We start from the raw sequence: 16,994 nt of genomic DNA on the forward strand, positions 1-16,994 counted from the left end.
GACGAAACGAGGGGCGAACGCTTTTGCGTCCGCCCCTCGCCGTGTGCCTGTGATGCGCGTTACCGCGCGTCGACGTAGTCCTCCGCGCCGGCACCCGCGAAGTGCTTGCTGTCGGGCTCCAGGTGGACGGGCACCCAGGTGCCGTCCATCGGTGCCTTGATGCCCTTGGCGAAGGAACCGTTCGCCTTGGTCTTGACGGTGTCCATCAGGTACCAGGTCTTCTCGCCCCTGGGCCGGAACAGGATCTGGACCCGCTTGCCGCCGTACGCCTTCCAGCTCGTCCAGCCCACCGTGCTCGCGGGCTTCGCCTCCTGGAGGACGCCCTTCACGGTGAGGGTGCGGCCCTTGCGGACCGGTTCGGGGGAGGCGCCCGCGCCCTTGATCCGGGTGAGGGCCTTCACCTTGCGCATGGCCTTGCTGGTGGTGCCCTTGAAGTCCCGCTTGGTGTCACCGGCGTACCGCAGCCGCCAGTAGCCGTCCGGGTTGCCCTTGAGGCCCTCGACGATGAACTGCTCGCCGAAGCCGGTCGTCACGGTCTTCTTGGTCTTCCAGCCGGTCTTTCCGTCGGCGGAGTACTGGATGCCGACCTTGATCCGGCCGCTGTAGTAGTTGCCGGACAGGTCCACGATGCCGGTGACGTCGAGCTGGGCGTGCTCGTTCTGCGCGGCCGTGAACTCGGTGAACCTGCTGGTCGAGGTGACCTTGGCCGTCACGTCGGCGGTCGCGGTCCGCTGGATCCAGGGGTTGTACGGGTAGGGCGGAAAGGCCACCTCGAACTTCGTGTCCCCGTACACCCGCCTGACGAACGTGAAGCGGCCTGCCGCGTCCGAGGTCGCCTCGGTCGCGTCGGTGATGTGGCTGTCCTTGTAGTCCAGCTCCAGCGGAATGCCCGCCAGCGGCTTCCATTCGGTGCCGCTGCGGTACTCCAGCCGTCCGGTGACCTTCATCTCGGCGTTCGCCACGACATGGAAGCTGCTCTTGTCGAGGAGCAGGCGGGTCGCCGCGGCCCGGGGCTTGATGCTGACCCAGGGGACCGTGGCGTAGCCCAGGTCGCTGCGGTACTCGGCCCGGGCCCAGCCGCCCTCGCTCACCTCGCGGGCGAGGGAGAAGTGCCCCTGGTCGTCCGTGGTGACGGTCTGCTCGACCGAACGGCCCAGGTCGATGTCGACGGGGGCGCCGGGCATGGCCTCGGTCGCCCGCGTGCTGGGATCGCGCAGGAGCAGATCACCGGTGGCCGTGACGAGCTTGTCGTCGATGGTCGGCTCGGTCGGCGTGACGGAGAAGTCCGAGATCACGGGCTGCTTCTGGTAGCGCAGCACGCCCGCGTTCTGCCGGACGGTGGTCTCGCCGCCGCTGGTGGTGGCCTCGACGTCGATCGTGTACTCGCCGAGGGTGTCCAGGTGGACGGGCGGGGAGGACCAGGTGCCCTCCCAGGAACTCGCGAAGTACGTCTGCGTGAAGTCGGTGACCGTGGCCACCGGGGTGTCCGTCTCGGCGCTGCCGAGCGGACGCAGCTTCGCGGTGATCTTCTTGACGTCCTCGCCGGCCGCGCTGCCGTGGTTGAGGCGTACGTCGATGACCGACCAGTCCGCCGAGTCGCTGGACGCCTCCTGGACGACCGGAGCGGCGGCGTGGGCCGCGCCCGGTATCGCGAAGGTGGAGAGCAGGACGGCACCGGCCGTCACGAGCCCCCTGGTGATGTGTCTCAAGAACCCCCCATGGTTCTCGGTGGGCCGCGGCTCCGCGGCGGCCTCACTGTGAGCGACGAAAACCCCCTCCGGTCACCCGGAGGGGGTTTTCGCGCGATGTGGCTGGGGCCGGGGTCGAACCGGCGACCTATCGCTTTTCAGGCGATCGCTCGTACCAACTGAGCTACCCAGCCGCGGTGTTTCGTGAGAAACACCAGCGGTCCTGACGGGATTTGAACCCGCGGCCTCCACCTTGACAGGGTGGCGAGCACTCCAAACTGCTCCACAGGACCAAGGATGCGTACGACAGTGTCGCACACGTTCTTGCGTGCCCCCAACGGGATTCGAACCCGTGCTACCGCCTTGAAAGGGCGGCGTCCTAGGCCGCTAGACGATGAGGGCTATCGGCCCGCCTGGGCGCTTTGTCAGCGCGTCGGGGACGTGAGAAGCATATGGGATGGCAGGAGGTATCGCCAAAACGGTTTACGGGCCGCTGGGGGACCCGCTCGTGGACGTCCTTCCGGAAGGCGACGGGGACCGCTCGTCCCCCGGCCGGGCACCCGGTTGGTTCTCCTTCGGCAGATGGCGGCTGACCTCCGCGGTCGTCAGGCCCAGACCGCCCAGCTTGATCTCGTCCCAGGCCTGGAGGCGGCGCGTGTCACGGTCGACGTAGAGGACGGAGGCCTCGATCGGATCGGGGTTCTTGCCCTCCACGGCCCGTAGGCCACTGCCGCCGGTCGAGCCCTCGATGCGCAGCCGGGTCCCCTGGCTCAGCATCTCCATCTCGGGGTGGTGGAGGTGCCCGGCGAGCACGAGCGGGACCTGGCCGTCCGTCTCCCGGGCGGCGTCCGGGTTGTGCGCGACCGCGATGTCCACGGGGGTGCCCGCCGCCTTCTGGGCGCGCAGGGCGTCCGCCAGGCGCTGCCCGGCCTCCTCCTCCGACGGCAGGCCCGACGCGCCGGTGGAGCGGTCCGGGGTGAACTGCGGGTCCCCCGTCCCCGCGAACCGCAGCCCGCCCACGGTCACCGCCTTCCCCTCGTCGAGGACGTGGGTGTTGTCGATGCCCTCCAGGTAGCGCTGGGTCAGGAGCGAGTCGTGGTTGCCGCGCACCCAGACGTACGGGGCACCGAGGTCGGCGATCGGGTCGAGGAAGCCGTTCTCGGCGGCGCTGCCGTGGTCCATGGTGTCGCCGGAGTCGACGATGACGTTGATCTCGTACTGCTCGACCAGCGAGGCGATGATCTTCCAGCTCGCGGGGTTCAGATGGATGTCGGACACGTGCAGGACGCGGATGGTCGTCGGGTCCGGCTGGTACGCGGGGAGCGTGGACGTGACGTCGTACAGCTTGGTCACGTTCGTCACCAGGCGGGCCAACTCCTTCTGGTAGACGTCGAACTCGGTGACGATGCTGCGCGCGTTCCCCACCAGCGACGGCGCGGAGGAGAGCAGGCCGGAGAATTTCGGCTCCAGGACGGAGTTGGGGTTCCAGGTGGCGGCGGCCGTGCCTCCGGCGCCGGCCAGGAGCACGAGGGCGAGGCCGCCGGCGGCGAGGGCGCGGCGGGGGCGGCGGTACACGGCGAGCCCGAGCGCGGTGGCCCCCGAGACGACGGCGACGCCGGAGCGTACGGCCAGGTCGATGGTGCCGTGCTGCACGTCGTCGGCGATCTCCTCCTGCAGCCCGGAGATCCGCTCGGGGTGGTCGACCAGGGCCTGGGCGCGCTCCGGGTCGAGCTGGTCGACGTTGACGTCCAGGCGTACGGGGGCATGGTGGCTGTTCAGTTCCAGGGCGCCCAGCGGTGAGACGTTGATCTTCGTGCCGCCGGTGAGGGACGGGCGCAGCGTCATCGTCGTGTTCATGGGGCCGACGGGGGTGCGGACGTTCCCCACGACCAGCAGTCCCAGCCAGGCGCCGATCAGCACGACCGCGACCAGGCTGAGCGCCCGTCCCCAGGGGTGGGGGCGCTGGACCAGCTCGGCGGTCGGGTGCGCGCGGCGGGACCGGTAGTGGCGGGCCAGGGCGCGGGGGATCCGGTGCAGGGTCGTACGCGGGGTGCGCGGGGTGTCGGCGGCGGATGGGTCGGCGGGGACGCGTGCCATTGGTCGCGTATGCCCACGGGTGGGGGCGGATATGCGGAGGGGGCCGGCGGGGGCCGGGGGCTTCGCCCGGTCGTCGTACGGGGTGGGGTCGTGGCCCGGCCGCCGTAGGGGGTGTGCCGGGTCCGCCGTGCCGGGTGGGGTCCGTGTGCTGCCCGTATCTCTCGTACCCGCGTGTCGTGCATGACAATGGCCGTGTGCTGGAGATGACGCGCGAGGAGTTCGAGGAACTGGTCGCCGAGGCGTTGGACCGGATTCCGCCGGAGCTGACACGGCTGATGGACAACGTGGCGGTGTTCGTCGAGGACGAGCCGCCCGCCGACGACCCGGAGTTGCTCGGGCTGTACGAGGGGACTCCGCTCACGGATCGCGGGGAGTGGTACGCGGGGGTGCTGCCGGACCGGATCACGATCTACCGGGGGCCGACGCTGCGGATGTGCGAGACACGGGAGGACGTGGTCGCGGAGACCGAGGTGACCGTGGTGCACGAGATCGCGCATCACTTCGGGATCGACGACGCGCGGCTGCACGCGCTGGGGTACGGCTAGGGCCAAGTCTGCCGTACAGGCCCCTGGCGGGCGGCGCGGGCGCCCGGCGGCGCGTGTCCTCTTGTGGGCGGCGGGAGTTGGTCAGGGGGACTCTCCTTCACGCCCCCCCTCGGAGGTGGCCGCCGTGCGCGCCTTGAACGTATCCGTCCGTCTGGCCGCCACGGTCATGGCCGTAGCGGCGGCGGCCGGCTGTATGAGCGTGGGGGACGACGCGCGCAAGCCCGGGCCGTCGCCCTCGGCGGGGCAGCGGGGCGGCGAGAAGCCGGACGGGGGCACGGCGATGACGGGCGGGGGCGGTACGGGACACCGATCCGGGCAGGGGAAGCGGCACGGCTCCGCGTCGCCCCGCCCTTCCGCGTCCGGGTCCCCCTCCGCGTCCGCGTCGCCCTCCAAGGCTGCCGGGCCGTCCGGGAAGGCGACGCCGCCGAAGGGGGACGGGGACGAGGGGAAGGGGGAGCGGCCGGAGAAGCCCGAGCCGCCGCAGGGGGAGCCGTCCCCGCCGCCGGTGGTGGAGCCCGAACCCGAGCCGACCAAGCCGGCGGAGTCGCCGTCGCCCGCGCCCGAGCCCTCGGCCGAGCCGTCCTCGTCGGCGCACGAGCAGGGTGCGCAGCTGATGGAACGGGAGCCGGCGCCGCAGGCGGGGGACGCGGTATAGGGCTGCCCCGTCCATGCTGTACGATGGTGTTTCTGCCGCCGTTTCACGCCGGCCCTCACCCTCGCCCGAAACGATCGGGCCCGGACCAGCGGAATTCCGCTCGGTTTGCCTTCATGGGTGGCGGGTGCGTATGGTGGCAGATCGTTTGATCCCATTGCCCCATTGCCCGGCGCCACCACAGAGCGCGCCGTGTGGCGCGTACTCTCCCTTGCCGTGGCGGACCGCATAGAGGCGGTCGTGTGCGAATCACGGAGTTGACGGGCGCGTGCCGACGAGACTCCGGAAGGTTTCGCATACGCATGTCCATTTCCAGTACTGATCACGTCGTCGTGCCCGAGAACGGCGAAGACATCGAGAACGTCGCGAGCGTCGAGAACGACTCCGCCGAGGCGGCCCCCGAGGTGACCTTCGCGACGCTCGGTCTTCCCGAGGGCGTCGTGCGCAAGCTCGCGCAGAACGGCGTGACCACCCCCTTCCCGATCCAGGCCGCGACCATCCCGGACGCCCTGGCCGGCAAGGACATCCTCGGCCGCGGCCGCACCGGCTCCGGCAAGACGCTGTCGTTCGGTCTGCCGCTGCTCGCGCAGCTGGCCGGCGGCCACACCGAGCGCAAGAAGCCCCGCGGCGTCATCCTCACCCCGACCCGTGAGCTCGCGATGCAGGTCGCGGACGCCCTCCAGCCGTACGGCGACGTCCTCGGCCTGAAGATGAAGGTCGTCTGCGGCGGTACGTCGATGGGCAACCAGATCTACGCCCTGGAGCGCGGCGTCGACGTCCTCGTCGCCACCCCGGGCCGGCTGCGCGACATCATCAACCGCGGCGCCTGCTCGCTGGAGAACACCCAGATCGCCGTCCTCGACGAGGCCGACCAGATGTCGGACCTGGGCTTCCTGCCCGAGGTCACCGAGCTGCTCGACCAGGTCCCGCCCGGCGGCCAGCGGATGCTGTTCTCCGCGACGATGGAGAACGAGATCTCCACGCTGGTCAAGCGCTACCTGAGCAACCCGGTCACGCACGAGGTCGACAGCGCCCAGGGCAACGTCACGACCATGTCGCACCACATCCTCATCGTGAAGCCCAAGGACAAGGCGCCGGTCACCGCCGCGATCGCCTCCCGCAAGGGCCGCACGATCATCTTCGTCCGCACCCAGCTGGGCGCCGACCGCATCGCCGAGCAGCTGCGCGACGCCGGTGTGAAGGCCGACGCGCTGCACGGCGGCATGACCCAGGGCGCCCGCACCCGGACGCTGGCCGACTTCAAGGACGGTTACGTCAACGCGCTGGTCGCGACCGACGTGGCCGCCCGCGGCATCCACGTCGACGGCATCGACCTGGTCCTGAACGTGGACCCGGCCGGTGACCACAAGGACTACCTGCACCGCTCCGGCCGTACGGCCCGCGCGGGCCGCAGCGGCACCGTCGTCTCCCTCTCCCTGCCGCACCAGCGCCGGCAGATCTTCCGCCTGATGGAGGACGCGGGCGTCGACGCCTCGCGCCACATCATCCAGGGCGGTACGGCCTTCGACACCGAGGTCGCCGACATCACCGGCGCCCGGTCGATGACCGAGGTCCAGGCCGAGTCGGTCGACAACGCCGCGCAGCAGGCCGAGCGCGAGGTCGCCCAGCTCACCAAGGAGCTGGAGCGGGCCACGCGCCGCGCCGCCGAGCTGCGTGACGAGGCCACCCGGCTGACCGCGCGCGCCGCGCGGGAGCGGGGCGAGGACCCGGAGGCGGCCGTCGCCGCCGCGGAGGCCGCCACCGTCGCCGCCGTCGAGACGGACGGCCCGGCGGCCGAGGCTCCGGCCGCGACCGTCGAGCAGCCTGCCGAGCGTCCGGCGTACGAGCGTCCCTCGTACGACCAGCCGCGTCAGCGCCGCGAGGAGCGGGGCAACGGCGGTTACGACCGTGGGGACCGGGGCGACCGTGGCGGGTTCCGCCGCGACGGCGAGCGCGGCGGGTTCGACCGCCGTGACGACCGCCGTGACGACCGTCGGGACGGTGACCGTGGTGGCCGTACCTTCGAGCGTCGTGACGACCGTGGTGGCAGCGGCTTCCGCCGTGACGACCGTCGGGACGGTGACCGTGGCGGTCGTACCTTCGAGCGTCGTGACGACCGTGGTGGCAGCGGCTTCCGCCGTGACGACCGTCGGGACGGTGACCGTGGTGGCCGTACCTTCGAGCGTCGTGACGACCGCGGTGGCAGCGGCTTCCGCCGGGACAACGACCGTGGCGGGTTCGAGCGTCGTGACGGCGAGCGCGGTGGGCGTTCGTTCGAGCGTCGTGACGACCGTGGCGGCAGCGGGTTCCGCCGGGACAACGACCGTGGCGGCCGCTCCTTCGAGCGTCGCGACGAGCGTGGCGGCCACCGGGGCAGCGACCGTCCGTTCAACCGCGACCGTCAGGGCGGCGACCGTCCGGGCTTCCGCTCCGGCGGCCACGAGCGTCCGTACGGCCGTCGTGACGACCACCGCGGCTCCGGCACCGGCTCCTCTGTCGGGCGCCGTGACGACAAGCCGCGCTGGAAGCGCAACGGCTGATCCCGTTCGCCGAGGCGGGTGGCCGAGGCCGGTGGCTGACGCCGGCTGATGCCTGAGGCAGCTGAAGGGCCCGTACGACTCCGGTCGTACGGGCCTTTCGTGTGTGTTCCGCCCCGTGGGTTCCGCACCGACCGGCTCCCGCCGATTTTCGGCCAGGGTGTGGCGCATGTCACGTCTCTGGAGAGGGAATTGCTGGGGGCATGACAGATGACGACATAGCCCGTGGGGCGGCCGGGGCTTCGGCTCCGGACTCTGTGTCGGTCTCGGTGTCCGACGAGGAGCGGTTGGCCCAGCTGGGCTACACGCAGGTCCTCGCCCGCCGTATGTCCGCGTTCTCCAACTACGCGGTCTCCTTCACGATCATCTCGGTCCTCTCCGGCTGTATGACGCTCTACCTCTTCGGCATGAACACCGGCGGGCCCGCGGTGATCACCTGGGGCTGGGTCGCGGTCGGCCTGATGACGCTCTTCGTGGGTCTCGCCATGGCCGAGATCTGCTCGGCCTATCCGACCTCCGCCGGCCTGTACTTCTGGGCCCATCGACTGGCGCCGGAGCGCAGCGCGGCCGCCTGGGCGTGGTTCACGGGCTGGTTCAACGTTCTCGGCCAGGTCGCCGTGACCGCCGGCATCGACTTCGGCGCGGCGTCCTTCCTGGCGGCCTATCTGAACCTGGAGTTCGGCTTCGAGGTGACCCCCGGCCGCACGATCCTCCTCTTCGCCGCGATCCTGCTGCTGCACGGCCTGCTGAACACCTTCGGCGTCGGGATCGTCGGTCTGCTGAACAGCATCAGCGTGTGGTGGCACGTGGTGGGTGTGATCGTCATCGTCGGCGCGCTCGTCGTCGTCCCCGACAGCCACCAGCCGGCGTCGTTCGTGTTCACGGAGTTCGTGAACCACACGGGCTGGGGCAGCGGGCTGTACGTGGTGCTGCTGGGTCTGCTGATGGCGCAGTACACCTTCACCGGGTACGACGCCTCCGCCCATATGACCGAGGAGACGCACGACGCCTCGACGGCCGGCCCCAAGGGCATCGTCCAGTCCATCTGGACGTCCTGGGTGGCGGGCCTCGTCCTCCTCCTCGGCTTCACCTTCGCCATCCAGTCCTATGACGGCGCCCGCGAGTCGGCGACCGGGGTGCCGCCCGCGCAGATCCTGCTCGACGCGCTCGGCGCCACCGGAGGCAAGCTGCTCCTCCTCGTCATCATCGGCGCCCAGCTGTTCTGCGGCATGGCCTCCGTCACCGCCAACAGCCGCATGATCTACGCCTTCTCACGCGACGGCGCGCTCCCGTTCTCGCACGTCTGGCACACCGTCAGCCCGCGCACCCGCACCCCCGTGGCCGCGGTCTGGCTGGCGGCGGGCGGCGCGCTGGCGCTGGGGCTCCCGTATCTGATCAATGTCACCGCGTATGCCGCCGTCACCTCGATCGCGGTGATCGGCCTCTACATCGCGTACGTCATCCCGACGCTGCTGCGGCTGCGCAAGGGCGACGCGTTCGAACGCGGCCCCTGGCATCTGGGGCGCTGGTCCCGGGTGATCGGGATCGTCGCCGTGGTGTGGGTCGTCGCGATCACCGTGCTGTTCATGCTCCCGCAGCTCTCCCCGGTCACCTGGGAGAACTTCAACTACGCGCCCGTCGCCGTCCTGGTGGTGCTGGGCTTCGCGGCGATCTGGTGGGCCGCCTCCGCCCGCCACTGGTTCCTCAATCCCGGGCACGCGCGCAGTGTGGCGCGGGAGGCGGCACGGAAGGGGGTGCCGGAGCCCATGGATCCATGACCCCGGGCCGGGGACCCGGCCCGCCCCGGGCACCGGCCAACTCGCCCTGCTTCCGGCGATCTTCCGTCCGTTCTGTTCTGCGGCGGACCTTTTTGCGGCACTCCGACGCGGCCGGGTCACCGATACCCGATCGGACTCCCGGCCACGTCCGGCTATGCTCGGGGAGGCAACATCGCCTGGGCCCTTAGCTCAATTGGCAGAGCAGTGGACTTTTAATCCATTGGTTGTGGGTTCGAGTCCCACAGGGCCTACGGTTCGCGGGTGGGGGTTGACCCCTCTGGCCTGCGGTGCGGCGCTCGGGTCGGCTTCGGTCGGGTCGGGCGCCGCTTCGTTTTCGAGGTCACGCGTGAGCGGCTGTCCGGGGTTGCCGCCAGGCGATGCGCGCAGGGCGCCTGATCGGCGGTGTGCGGCTCACGCCGGTGGTTGCCAGTCCATGGCCCGGGCCGCCTCCGACCTGCTGGAGCCCGTCTTTGGAGCGCTATCCTGCCTTCGGACCGCCGGGCGGGCGTCCCGGGCGGACCCGCCCCGGCGGGTGTGCAGGGGGGAGACTGGACATTGACAAGCAGCGCCGTGGCCACCGTCCCGGAGCAGGACGAGGCGTCCGCAGCGGTCGCCGTCGTCGACTTCAGCAATCTGTGCCCCGCGCCACGCTCGGACGCAGACGTGTACGACGGACTGCATGCGGTGGATCGCGTAGTGCGCCAAGCCGTCAGGCAGCACTGGCCGCGCGTCGCCGACCTGCATCTGCGCCTGTACGGGGGATGGCTGTTCCGCAACGGACGGGCGACCCGGCAGTGGGAGTGGGCGCTGCCGCTCCTTGCCGACTTCCACACCCGGCGCGACGGTCTGCGGGTCGAGCCAGAGCTGGCTCATTCCTCGGCCTGGCAGCCGGGCACTCGCATTCTGGGCACTTTCCGCACCGCCCGCGAAGCCGATCCGGGCAGTCCGCCTGCGGGCGCGCAGAAGATGGTCGACGGCTTGATCGTCGCCGACTCGTTGCGCTACAGCCTGGAGGGCAAACCGACTGTCATCGTCAGCGACGACGACGACGTGTTGCCCGGCCTGCTGGCGGCCGCCGCGCGTCCCAGCCGCAGGATGATCTGGCTGCGCAAGCGTGCCCTGGGCCAGTCCTGTAACGACCAGTGGCTTACGAGTCATTCGAACATCCAGATTTGTCACGCACCAGGATGGCCAAGATGGTAAGTGCTGATGTAGCTGCGTTCGCCGATGAAGTGCGGGCGGACCTGCTGACCTTCGTGGACCCGGGAACGGAACCGGAGATCACGGCCCGGGGCGCCGGGCTTCTCGTTCGGTGGTCGCACGACTTCGATGACCGCGAGGCGTCGGTCACCTGGGATCATGCCCGCGAGCAGTGGGTCGTCGAGCACGATGGCAAGCGTGTCGACTATGCGTCCTTCATTGCCGGACCGGATCTGGCGGACCTGCGGGCGCTGGCCAAGAACATCGTTCAGGTTCTCGGCCGCAGCCGCAGCGACCGCTACGTCCCGGGCCGCGCCCGCCTCTCCGGCGGGGCCGACGAGGACGCAGCGACGCTTGTCGAGCGTTCGTCCGTGCCCGAGAACGACGCGACGAAGATCGTGTTCGTCACCGGTGACGCCGGCGCCGGCAAATCACGGATGTTGTCCGAGCTGACCTACGAGGCTGCGGTCCGCTATCTGCGGGGCGAGAGCGACTACCTCTATCTCAACGTCAGCGCCCAGGGCCGCGGACTGGCGCGCCTCAACGAGGCCCTGGCGACTGAACTCCAAGACGTGCGGGCCAGGATGACGTACCACTCGGTGGCCCGATTGGTGCGGCACGGTCGACTGCGGCTCATCGTTGACGGCTTTGACGAGCTGATCGGCGGGCAAGGCAGTTACGAGGAAGCGTTTGGCTCCCTTGCGGGCTTCATCGAGGAACTGGACGGCCGCGGTTCGGTGATCGCCGCTGCTCGCAGTGTCTATTACGAGCAAGAGTTCCTCGCGAGGACCAACAGCAGCTCCGAACTCGGTTCCCTGCTCTGGTCGCTTGTTCCGGTGGAGATGAAGCTGTGGGGGACGGGTGAGGTCGAGGCATACCTCCAACACTTCTCCCCAGGCGTGAGAGACCGGGTGCGCTCTCTGCGTGCCAGCCCCGACGCCGAAGGCACGTTGCTGGACAAGCCGTTGTTCCTGGCGCGGACGTGCGAGCTGATGGAGGCGGAGAATCAGTCCATCGAGACCGGGCGTCCGCTGCTCGCGCAGCTCGTGGACGCATACGTCCAGCGCGAGGTCAGCAGCAAACTGGTGGGCCAGCACGGTCAGTACCTCAGCAGTGAGCAGTACGTCGAACTGCTGAAGGAGATCGCCATCGAGATGTGGCGTCAGAAGACCCGAGAACTCAACCGCTCCACCTTGCACGACTTGGTGTCGATCTTCGCCCAGGTCCACGATCTGCCCACTGAGGCCCAGCAGAATCTCATCGACGCCGCGCCCAGCCGCGCCATGCTCATGCTGGGAACCAAGCCCGGCACCGTCGCCTTCGAACACGACCTGTTCTTCGGCTTCTTCCTGTCGAAGCCGATCGAGGAGGCCCTGGCCCGTGGCAGCCAGGAGGCTGCCTCCATCCTGCGCCGCGCCAACCTCCCCGTGGAAGCCGCCCGCGCGGCGGTAGGCGGCGTCGTCGATTCCGGCACCAGCGGCCAGGACATCCTCTCCGTACTCGCTCTGGCCGTGGACCCGAACGATTCCTTCGCGGAGGTGGTGGGCCGCAACGCCGGCACCCTCGCGGCGGAGGTCCTGCGACTGTGTGGGCCGGCTGAACCTGACCTGATGGTGCAGAACGTGACGTTCGCGGATGCCGACACATCGGGCTTCGCAGTGCGCGGCGCGTCCCTGGTGAATGTCCGATTCGAGCGTTCCGACCTGCGTAACACCCGATTTGAGTCGTGTGTCGCGCAGGGCGTCACATGGCACCTGGTGGTGATCGACCCGGAGACCACCCAGCTCGACTTCACCGGCGTCACTCCCGCCGACTTTGTCGGACTCCGGGTAGCCGGTAGCCAGGGCGTCGAGCAGGACTTCGTGGCGTCGTCGATCCTGCGGCGGCTCCGAGAGTGCGGCCTCGGAGCTGACGTCGACGAAGTGAGGACGCGCGACGTCGCCGACGGCGTGGTGGAAGTGGTGGAGAAGCTCGCTCGCCATTACTCGCGCTCCAACATGCTTTGTACCGACGACGGCACCATCGGCGCGGTCGTCAATAACCCCGTCTGGCAACGGGTGATCCATGCGGCGGAGGAGTCGGGCGTGGTGCGCCGGGAGCCACGGGTGACGTCTGGTCGCCCCAAGACCTTCTACCGACGGCTGGTCCTCCCCGAGACGCTGCTGGCCGGCCTCGTCGAGGGCACCCCGGTGCCGTATGCCGTCGCCGACTTCTGGTCCCGTCTGACCGAGGCTGCCTAAGGGCCGCTTCGAAGGTTTTGCAGGCGAGGCTCTTGCCTCTGACCTGCTATGAAGCGTCCGAGTCGGCTTCGGCCGACTCGGGCGTTGCTGTCGATCGTCGCTCTCGTCCGCTCGCCGCTGACCCGCCGTCAGCGTGCCGGCGGGCAGAGGGTGCCGAGGACCAGCCGTACCTGCGCGATCAGATGGGACGGTTCGAAGGTGCCGGGGGCCGTGAGCGCGAGGCGGCCGAAGTGTTCCGCGCCGGCGACGAGCGCGTGGGCGAGGACGCGCGGGTCGAGGTCCGGGCCGCTCCCGTGGCGTCCGTCGGTCATGACGTGAGAGAGCCACTGCTCGACCCGGAGCCGGAAGCGTTCGCGGTCGGACTCGATGCGGTCGCGGACGACCGTGGGCATGGTGCCCGGAGTCAGCAGGATCAGCCGCCAGGTGTCGGGGTCCTCGCGGAGCATCGCGGACATCCGGCGCACCGCCTCGGCGGCGAACGCGGCGGGATCGCGCGGGTCGGCCGTGTCGGGGACCGTCTCCAGCAGTCGGGTGAAGGCGCGGGCCTGCTGCCGGTCGAGCAGCGCGGTCAGCAGGGCGTCGAGGTTCTCGTAGGCGCCGTAGACCACCGACCGGGCGACCTCGGCCTTCTTGGCGATCGCGTCGATGGAGACGCGGTCGTAGCCCTCGCTCACGATCACGGCGAGGGCCGCGTCGAGCAACTGCTCGCGGCGCTCCGGGAGCGGGACACGGGGGGCGTAGGGGCGTCGCTTGCGCGGCCGGTCTTCCGAAGAGGTGGACGCTGACACCTTGGCAGTTTACGACATGCGTGTCTTAATTTAAGACAGCAGTGTCGTAAATAGGTCGGCGTCGCCGTCGACAGGTCGGTGGCGGCGTACGCCCCGGGCGCACGAGGAGCGGTTCATGGCGAAGCTCAAGCGGAGTGAGGTCGAACCGCACGAGGACCACGGGTTCTTCGGTCCGGGCTCGGTGGTGTGGAAGGTCTGGAGCCATCCGACCGCGCCGACGGTGGGATTCCAGCGGGCCGTGGTCGTGGAGGAACTCGACCCGCCGCTGGTGGCCGCCGTCCACGCCACCCAGGGCATCTACCGGCGCTCCCGCACCCGCTACGACCGGACCCTGCGCTACTTCGCGATGGTGGCCTTCGCCGGTTCACGCGAGGTGTGCGGGGCCGCCGACGTCCTGGTCAAGATCCATTCCAAGGCGATCGGCCGCCTGCCCTACGGAGACGGTGACGGCGGCGCAGGCACCTACGACGCCAACGACCCCGCCTCACAGCTGTGGATCCAGCTCACCGGCTGGCACTCGATCCTCTACGCGTACGAGAAGTACGGGCCCGGCAGGCTCACTGCGCGCGAGGAGGCGGAGTACTGGGAGGCGTGCGCGGTCGCCGCGGAGCTGCAGACGTGCTCGCCGGACGACATCCCCCGCAGCCGTGACGGCGTCCGGGCGTACTTCGAACGGATGCGTCCACGGCTGTCCGCCGGTCCCATCGCCCGACAGGCCATGAACCACCTGCTCAGGAGCGAACTGGTGTTCCCGCCGACACCGCGCTGGGCGAGGCCGGCGGCCCTGGTGGTCGCGAGGGTCCAGCGGATCGCCACGCTCGCCACCATGCCGCGCTGGATGCGGGAGATGGCGGGCATCCGGCAGTCACGCCTCCTCGACGCGCTCATCGTGCCCGTCATGAGGACGGCCTTCGCGCTCGTCCACCTCAGCCCCCGGGCCGAACTGCGTCTGATCGGACGACTCTCGCCCTCCACCGTCGCGGTGATCGCGCCGATGAAGCTCGGCATCCCACCCCGTAAGGAGGAGGTGGTGACCCCCGCGGAAGCGCGCGCCCGGCACGGCTACGCCAAGCCCGCCGAGGCCCACCTCGCGTTCCGGGCCCGGCAGGCGGCCCGTGTCTTCGACGACGGTGAAGCCCCCAGCGACCAGGGGCTCATCGAGTCCCAGGAGATCCTCGGGCCGCTGTCGTGAGCGGCCCCGGGCTCATGGGCGCCGTCCACCCGGTGCCGGTGCCGGTGCCGGTCCTGGTCCCGATCCCGGTGTCGGTTCCGGTGACGCGGTCGCCGCGGGCGGCGGCGTGAGTCTCGCCGTGGCGACGTAGGAGACGACGACCGCGACGATCACCAGCGGCATGACGGTGACGCCCTGTGCCCCGATCAGCAGCGTGGCCAGCAGGACGGAGACCAGCGGCAGTCCCAGCATCGCGGTGCTCATCGCTCCGATGCCCATCGCGAAGCCCGCGATCAGGCTCAGCCCCGGCAGGTGGGAGAAGAGGATGCCGCCCGTCGCTCCCACGAACATCGCGGGGAAGATCGGCCCTCCCCGGAAGGCGCTGAGCGACACGCAGTAGGCGAGGCCCTTGCACAGCACCAGCAGCGCCAGCGCGCCCGCCGAGTACGCGGCGCTGTTCCTCAGGAGCGGATCCATCGCCGTCTGCCCCGAGTAGAGGACGTCGGTCGCCGGTTCGCCGGTGGCCTCCGCGTAGCCGATCGCCAGACCGGCCACGACCAGGCCCATGACGACCGTGAGGGGCACCCGGCGCCGCTCGACGTGGGTCTTGAGCCGGACGGAGAGCCGGCGCACGGCCACACCCGCGAGCGCGGCGCACAGCCCGATGACCAGGGCCCAGCCGAACTCCGCCGCTGTCGGGCGCGATGCCTCGGGTACGTCGTACAGCGCCAGCGAGTAGGTGCCGAGCCCGGTCCACGAACCCAGCCCCACGAAGACGAGCGCGCCGACGCCCGCGGCCAGCAGTCCGGGAACCAGCACCATCGCCATCATCGGCCCACCCAGCCCCGAGGCCTCCATCAGCAGAAACGCCCCCAGCAGAGGGGAACCCAGCAGTGAGCTGACGGCCGCGAAACTGCCCGCCGCGCCCAGCACCGCGCTCATCTGCTCCGGGGGGTCGCGTCTGACCATCCGTACGGCACCGGCGGCGAGCCCGCCGCCGAGCGCCAGGAGCGGCGCCTCGGGGCCGAGGACGGCGGCGAAGCTGAGCGTGGCCAGGGCGGCGAGGAAGATGCCGGGGAGTTCGAGGGGGGTGGGCGCGGCGCCGGGCTTGAACCCGGCCGTCGGTTCATGGCCGCCGTTGCCCGGCAGGTACCGCACCGTCAGCCCCACGAGCAGTCCCCCGACGGCGAGCAACGGCAGCGGCCACCACCACGGCGTGCCGTCGAACCCCAGCGACCTGGGCAGATCCGCGTAGATCAGCGGCTGGACCTCCCCGACCAGCGCGAGGAACCCGAACGCCGCCGCGGACACCGGTACGCCGATCAGGGCGGCGATCAACAGGAGTACGAGGTAGGCGCGGCTCCGCAGAAGCGTCCTCGGGTCCGGGGGCGAGGAGCCCCCGGACGCGTCCGTACCGACCGGCATGCGCACAGCCTCCTCGCGGGTGCGGGCCTCGTTCCGCACGCTCCCGAGCCTGGCACGCCACGCAGGGGGCGGCTCGTCGGCAGGGCTGTGCGTGTGACAGCGGGGCGGTGGCGCAAAGGCGAGGGTTCCTTCCGCCGGCCTCCGTCGTCACGCTCAGGTGTGAACAATGCCGACTGCCGGTGGCTGAAACCGGTCAGTCGTCCTTCGGTCTGCGGACGACTGTGACCGGGGGCGCCCTGCGCTGGATGGTTTCTTCTGGTTCGTTCCGAGAGCGAGTCAGGGTGACGGACACGTACGCGCGCCGCTTTTCGGTCACTCCTCAGTATTTGCGCAACATGCACAGTTCGTCGCCTGGTTGGGGCGACATGTCTGCATGTGCGCGCCGTGAACATGGGGGAGGGGCGGATGAAGAGGATCCTGCTGACGTCGGGGCTCGTCGGGATGCTGGTGGTGGGCTCCGCCGTGCCGACCGCGGCCGTCTCGGACGCCGGGTCGACGCCGTTGCCCGGTACGGGTGCGAGGGTCGAGGTCAGCGCGTGGCAGTGCAATGCCTACGCCGACAAGTGCTCCTTCAAGACGTCGACCAAGACCATGAAGGGTGGTGCGAAGTACCCGGTCAGCAAGATCAGCAACACGGCGACGGTGAAGGCCAACGGCTGGCAGGCGACCCTCGCGCTGAGCCCGAGCGGAACGCCGGTGAGCGAGAGCACCCGGCAGGTCAGCTGGACGAACAAGAACACCCGGATCGCTGACATCAGCGGTATCGCCGACCCGGGAGGCTCGCTCAACACGAGCATCACCACCTGCTCCGACGGCGGTGCTTTCAAGTCCGGTGTCAAAGCGTTCGCCTCGGCCTGTGCCAACGACTGAGTG

At 70.2% G+C, this 16,994-nt stretch carries 12 protein-coding genes and 4 tRNA genes; 9 read left to right on the forward strand and 7 right to left on the reverse strand.

Going from position 1 to position 16,994, the window contains the following annotated elements; all coding sequences use genetic code 11:
- Positions 1-59: 59 nt before the first annotated feature.
- From ACZ6BB_RS27620 to ACZ6BB_RS27640, 5 genes are all read right to left on the reverse strand, one after another.
- Positions 60-1,709 (reverse strand): hypothetical protein, encoded by a 1,650-nt coding sequence (locus ACZ6BB_RS27620; protein ID WP_471617832.1) that lies wholly within the window; start codon positions 1,707-1,709, stop codon positions 60-62.
- A gap of 99 nt (positions 1,710-1,808) precedes the next feature.
- Positions 1,809-1,882 (reverse strand) — tRNA-Phe (locus ACZ6BB_RS27625).
- A 24-nt stretch (positions 1,883-1,906) separates the two neighbouring features.
- Positions 1,907-1,981, reverse strand: a tRNA-Asp gene (locus ACZ6BB_RS27630).
- A 36-nt stretch (positions 1,982-2,017) separates the two neighbouring features.
- Positions 2,018-2,090 (reverse strand) — tRNA-Glu (locus ACZ6BB_RS27635).
- Between the two features lie 81 nt (positions 2,091-2,171).
- The gene (locus tag ACZ6BB_RS27640; protein WP_471617833.1) at positions 2,172-3,785 is read right to left on the reverse strand and encodes a metallophosphoesterase family protein; all 1,614 of its coding nucleotides are present in this window, start codon (positions 3,783-3,785) and stop codon (positions 2,172-2,174) included.
- 194 nt (positions 3,786-3,979) lie between these two features.
- On the opposite strand from ACZ6BB_RS27640, the gene ACZ6BB_RS27645 reads away from it, so the two are divergent.
- The 7 genes from ACZ6BB_RS27645 to ACZ6BB_RS27675 all read left to right on the forward strand — a co-directional run bounded on the left by ACZ6BB_RS27645 (position 3,980) and on the right by ACZ6BB_RS27675 (position 12,737).
- Positions 3,980-4,330 (forward strand): metallopeptidase family protein, encoded by a 351-nt coding sequence (locus tag ACZ6BB_RS27645; protein ID WP_059249887.1) that lies wholly within the window; start codon positions 3,980-3,982, stop codon positions 4,328-4,330.
- 124 nt (positions 4,331-4,454) lie between these two features.
- Positions 4,455-4,985 (forward strand): hypothetical protein, encoded by a 531-nt coding sequence (locus ACZ6BB_RS27650; RefSeq protein WP_471617834.1) that lies wholly within the window; start codon positions 4,455-4,457, stop codon positions 4,983-4,985.
- A 299-nt stretch (positions 4,986-5,284) separates the two neighbouring features.
- On the forward strand, positions 5,285-7,522 hold the full coding sequence (locus tag ACZ6BB_RS27655) for a DEAD/DEAH box helicase (RefSeq protein ID WP_471617835.1): 2,238 nt from the start codon (positions 5,285-5,287) through the stop codon (positions 7,520-7,522).
- Between the two features lie 200 nt (positions 7,523-7,722).
- Complete coding sequence (locus ACZ6BB_RS27660; RefSeq protein WP_471617836.1) at positions 7,723-9,297, forward strand: amino acid permease; 1,575 nt, start codon at positions 7,723-7,725, stop codon at positions 9,295-9,297.
- A 178-nt stretch (positions 9,298-9,475) separates the two neighbouring features.
- Positions 9,476-9,548: transfer RNA gene (locus tag ACZ6BB_RS27665), tRNA-Lys, on the forward strand.
- 319 nt (positions 9,549-9,867) lie between these two features.
- Positions 9,868-10,500: a hypothetical protein gene (locus tag ACZ6BB_RS27670; RefSeq protein ID WP_471617837.1), complete on the forward strand. Its 633-nt coding sequence runs from the start codon at positions 9,868-9,870 to the stop codon at positions 10,498-10,500.
- Positions 10,485-12,737: an NACHT domain-containing protein gene (locus ACZ6BB_RS27675; protein ID WP_471617838.1), complete on the forward strand. Its 2,253-nt coding sequence runs from the start codon at positions 10,485-10,487 to the stop codon at positions 12,735-12,737. Before ACZ6BB_RS27670 ends, ACZ6BB_RS27675 begins: the two co-directional genes overlap by 16 nt.
- 128 nt (positions 12,738-12,865) lie before the next feature.
- On the opposite strand, the gene ACZ6BB_RS27680 is transcribed toward ACZ6BB_RS27675, so the two are convergent.
- Positions 12,866-13,525 carry a TetR/AcrR family transcriptional regulator gene (locus ACZ6BB_RS27680; RefSeq protein ID WP_471617839.1) on the reverse strand — a complete coding sequence of 220 codons (660 nt, stop codon included), beginning with the start codon at positions 13,523-13,525 and terminating at the stop codon, positions 12,866-12,868.
- A 115-nt stretch (positions 13,526-13,640) separates the two neighbouring features.
- Between ACZ6BB_RS27680 and ACZ6BB_RS27685 the strand changes: the two genes are divergently transcribed.
- Positions 13,641-14,717 carry an oxygenase MpaB family protein gene (locus tag ACZ6BB_RS27685; protein WP_471617840.1) on the forward strand — a complete coding sequence of 359 codons (1,077 nt, stop codon included), beginning with the start codon at positions 13,641-13,643 and terminating at the stop codon, positions 14,715-14,717.
- A 12-nt stretch (positions 14,718-14,729) separates the two neighbouring features.
- Here ACZ6BB_RS27685 and ACZ6BB_RS27690 read toward each other — a convergent pair whose 3' ends face one another.
- Positions 14,730-16,121: a chloride channel protein gene (locus tag ACZ6BB_RS27690; protein WP_471617841.1), complete on the reverse strand. Its 1,392-nt coding sequence runs from the start codon at positions 16,119-16,121 to the stop codon at positions 14,730-14,732.
- Positions 16,122-16,526: 405 nt separating this feature from the next.
- Here ACZ6BB_RS27690 and ACZ6BB_RS27695 point away from each other — a divergent pair, with 405 nt between their 5' ends.
- A complete protein-coding gene (locus tag ACZ6BB_RS27695; RefSeq protein WP_471617842.1) occupies positions 16,527-16,991 on the forward strand; it encodes a hypothetical protein in 465 nt (154 codons plus the stop codon).
- Positions 16,992-16,994: the final 3 nt, after the last annotated feature.

The sequence above is a fragment of the Streptomyces sp. NPDC041108 genome (assembly GCF_055592645.1).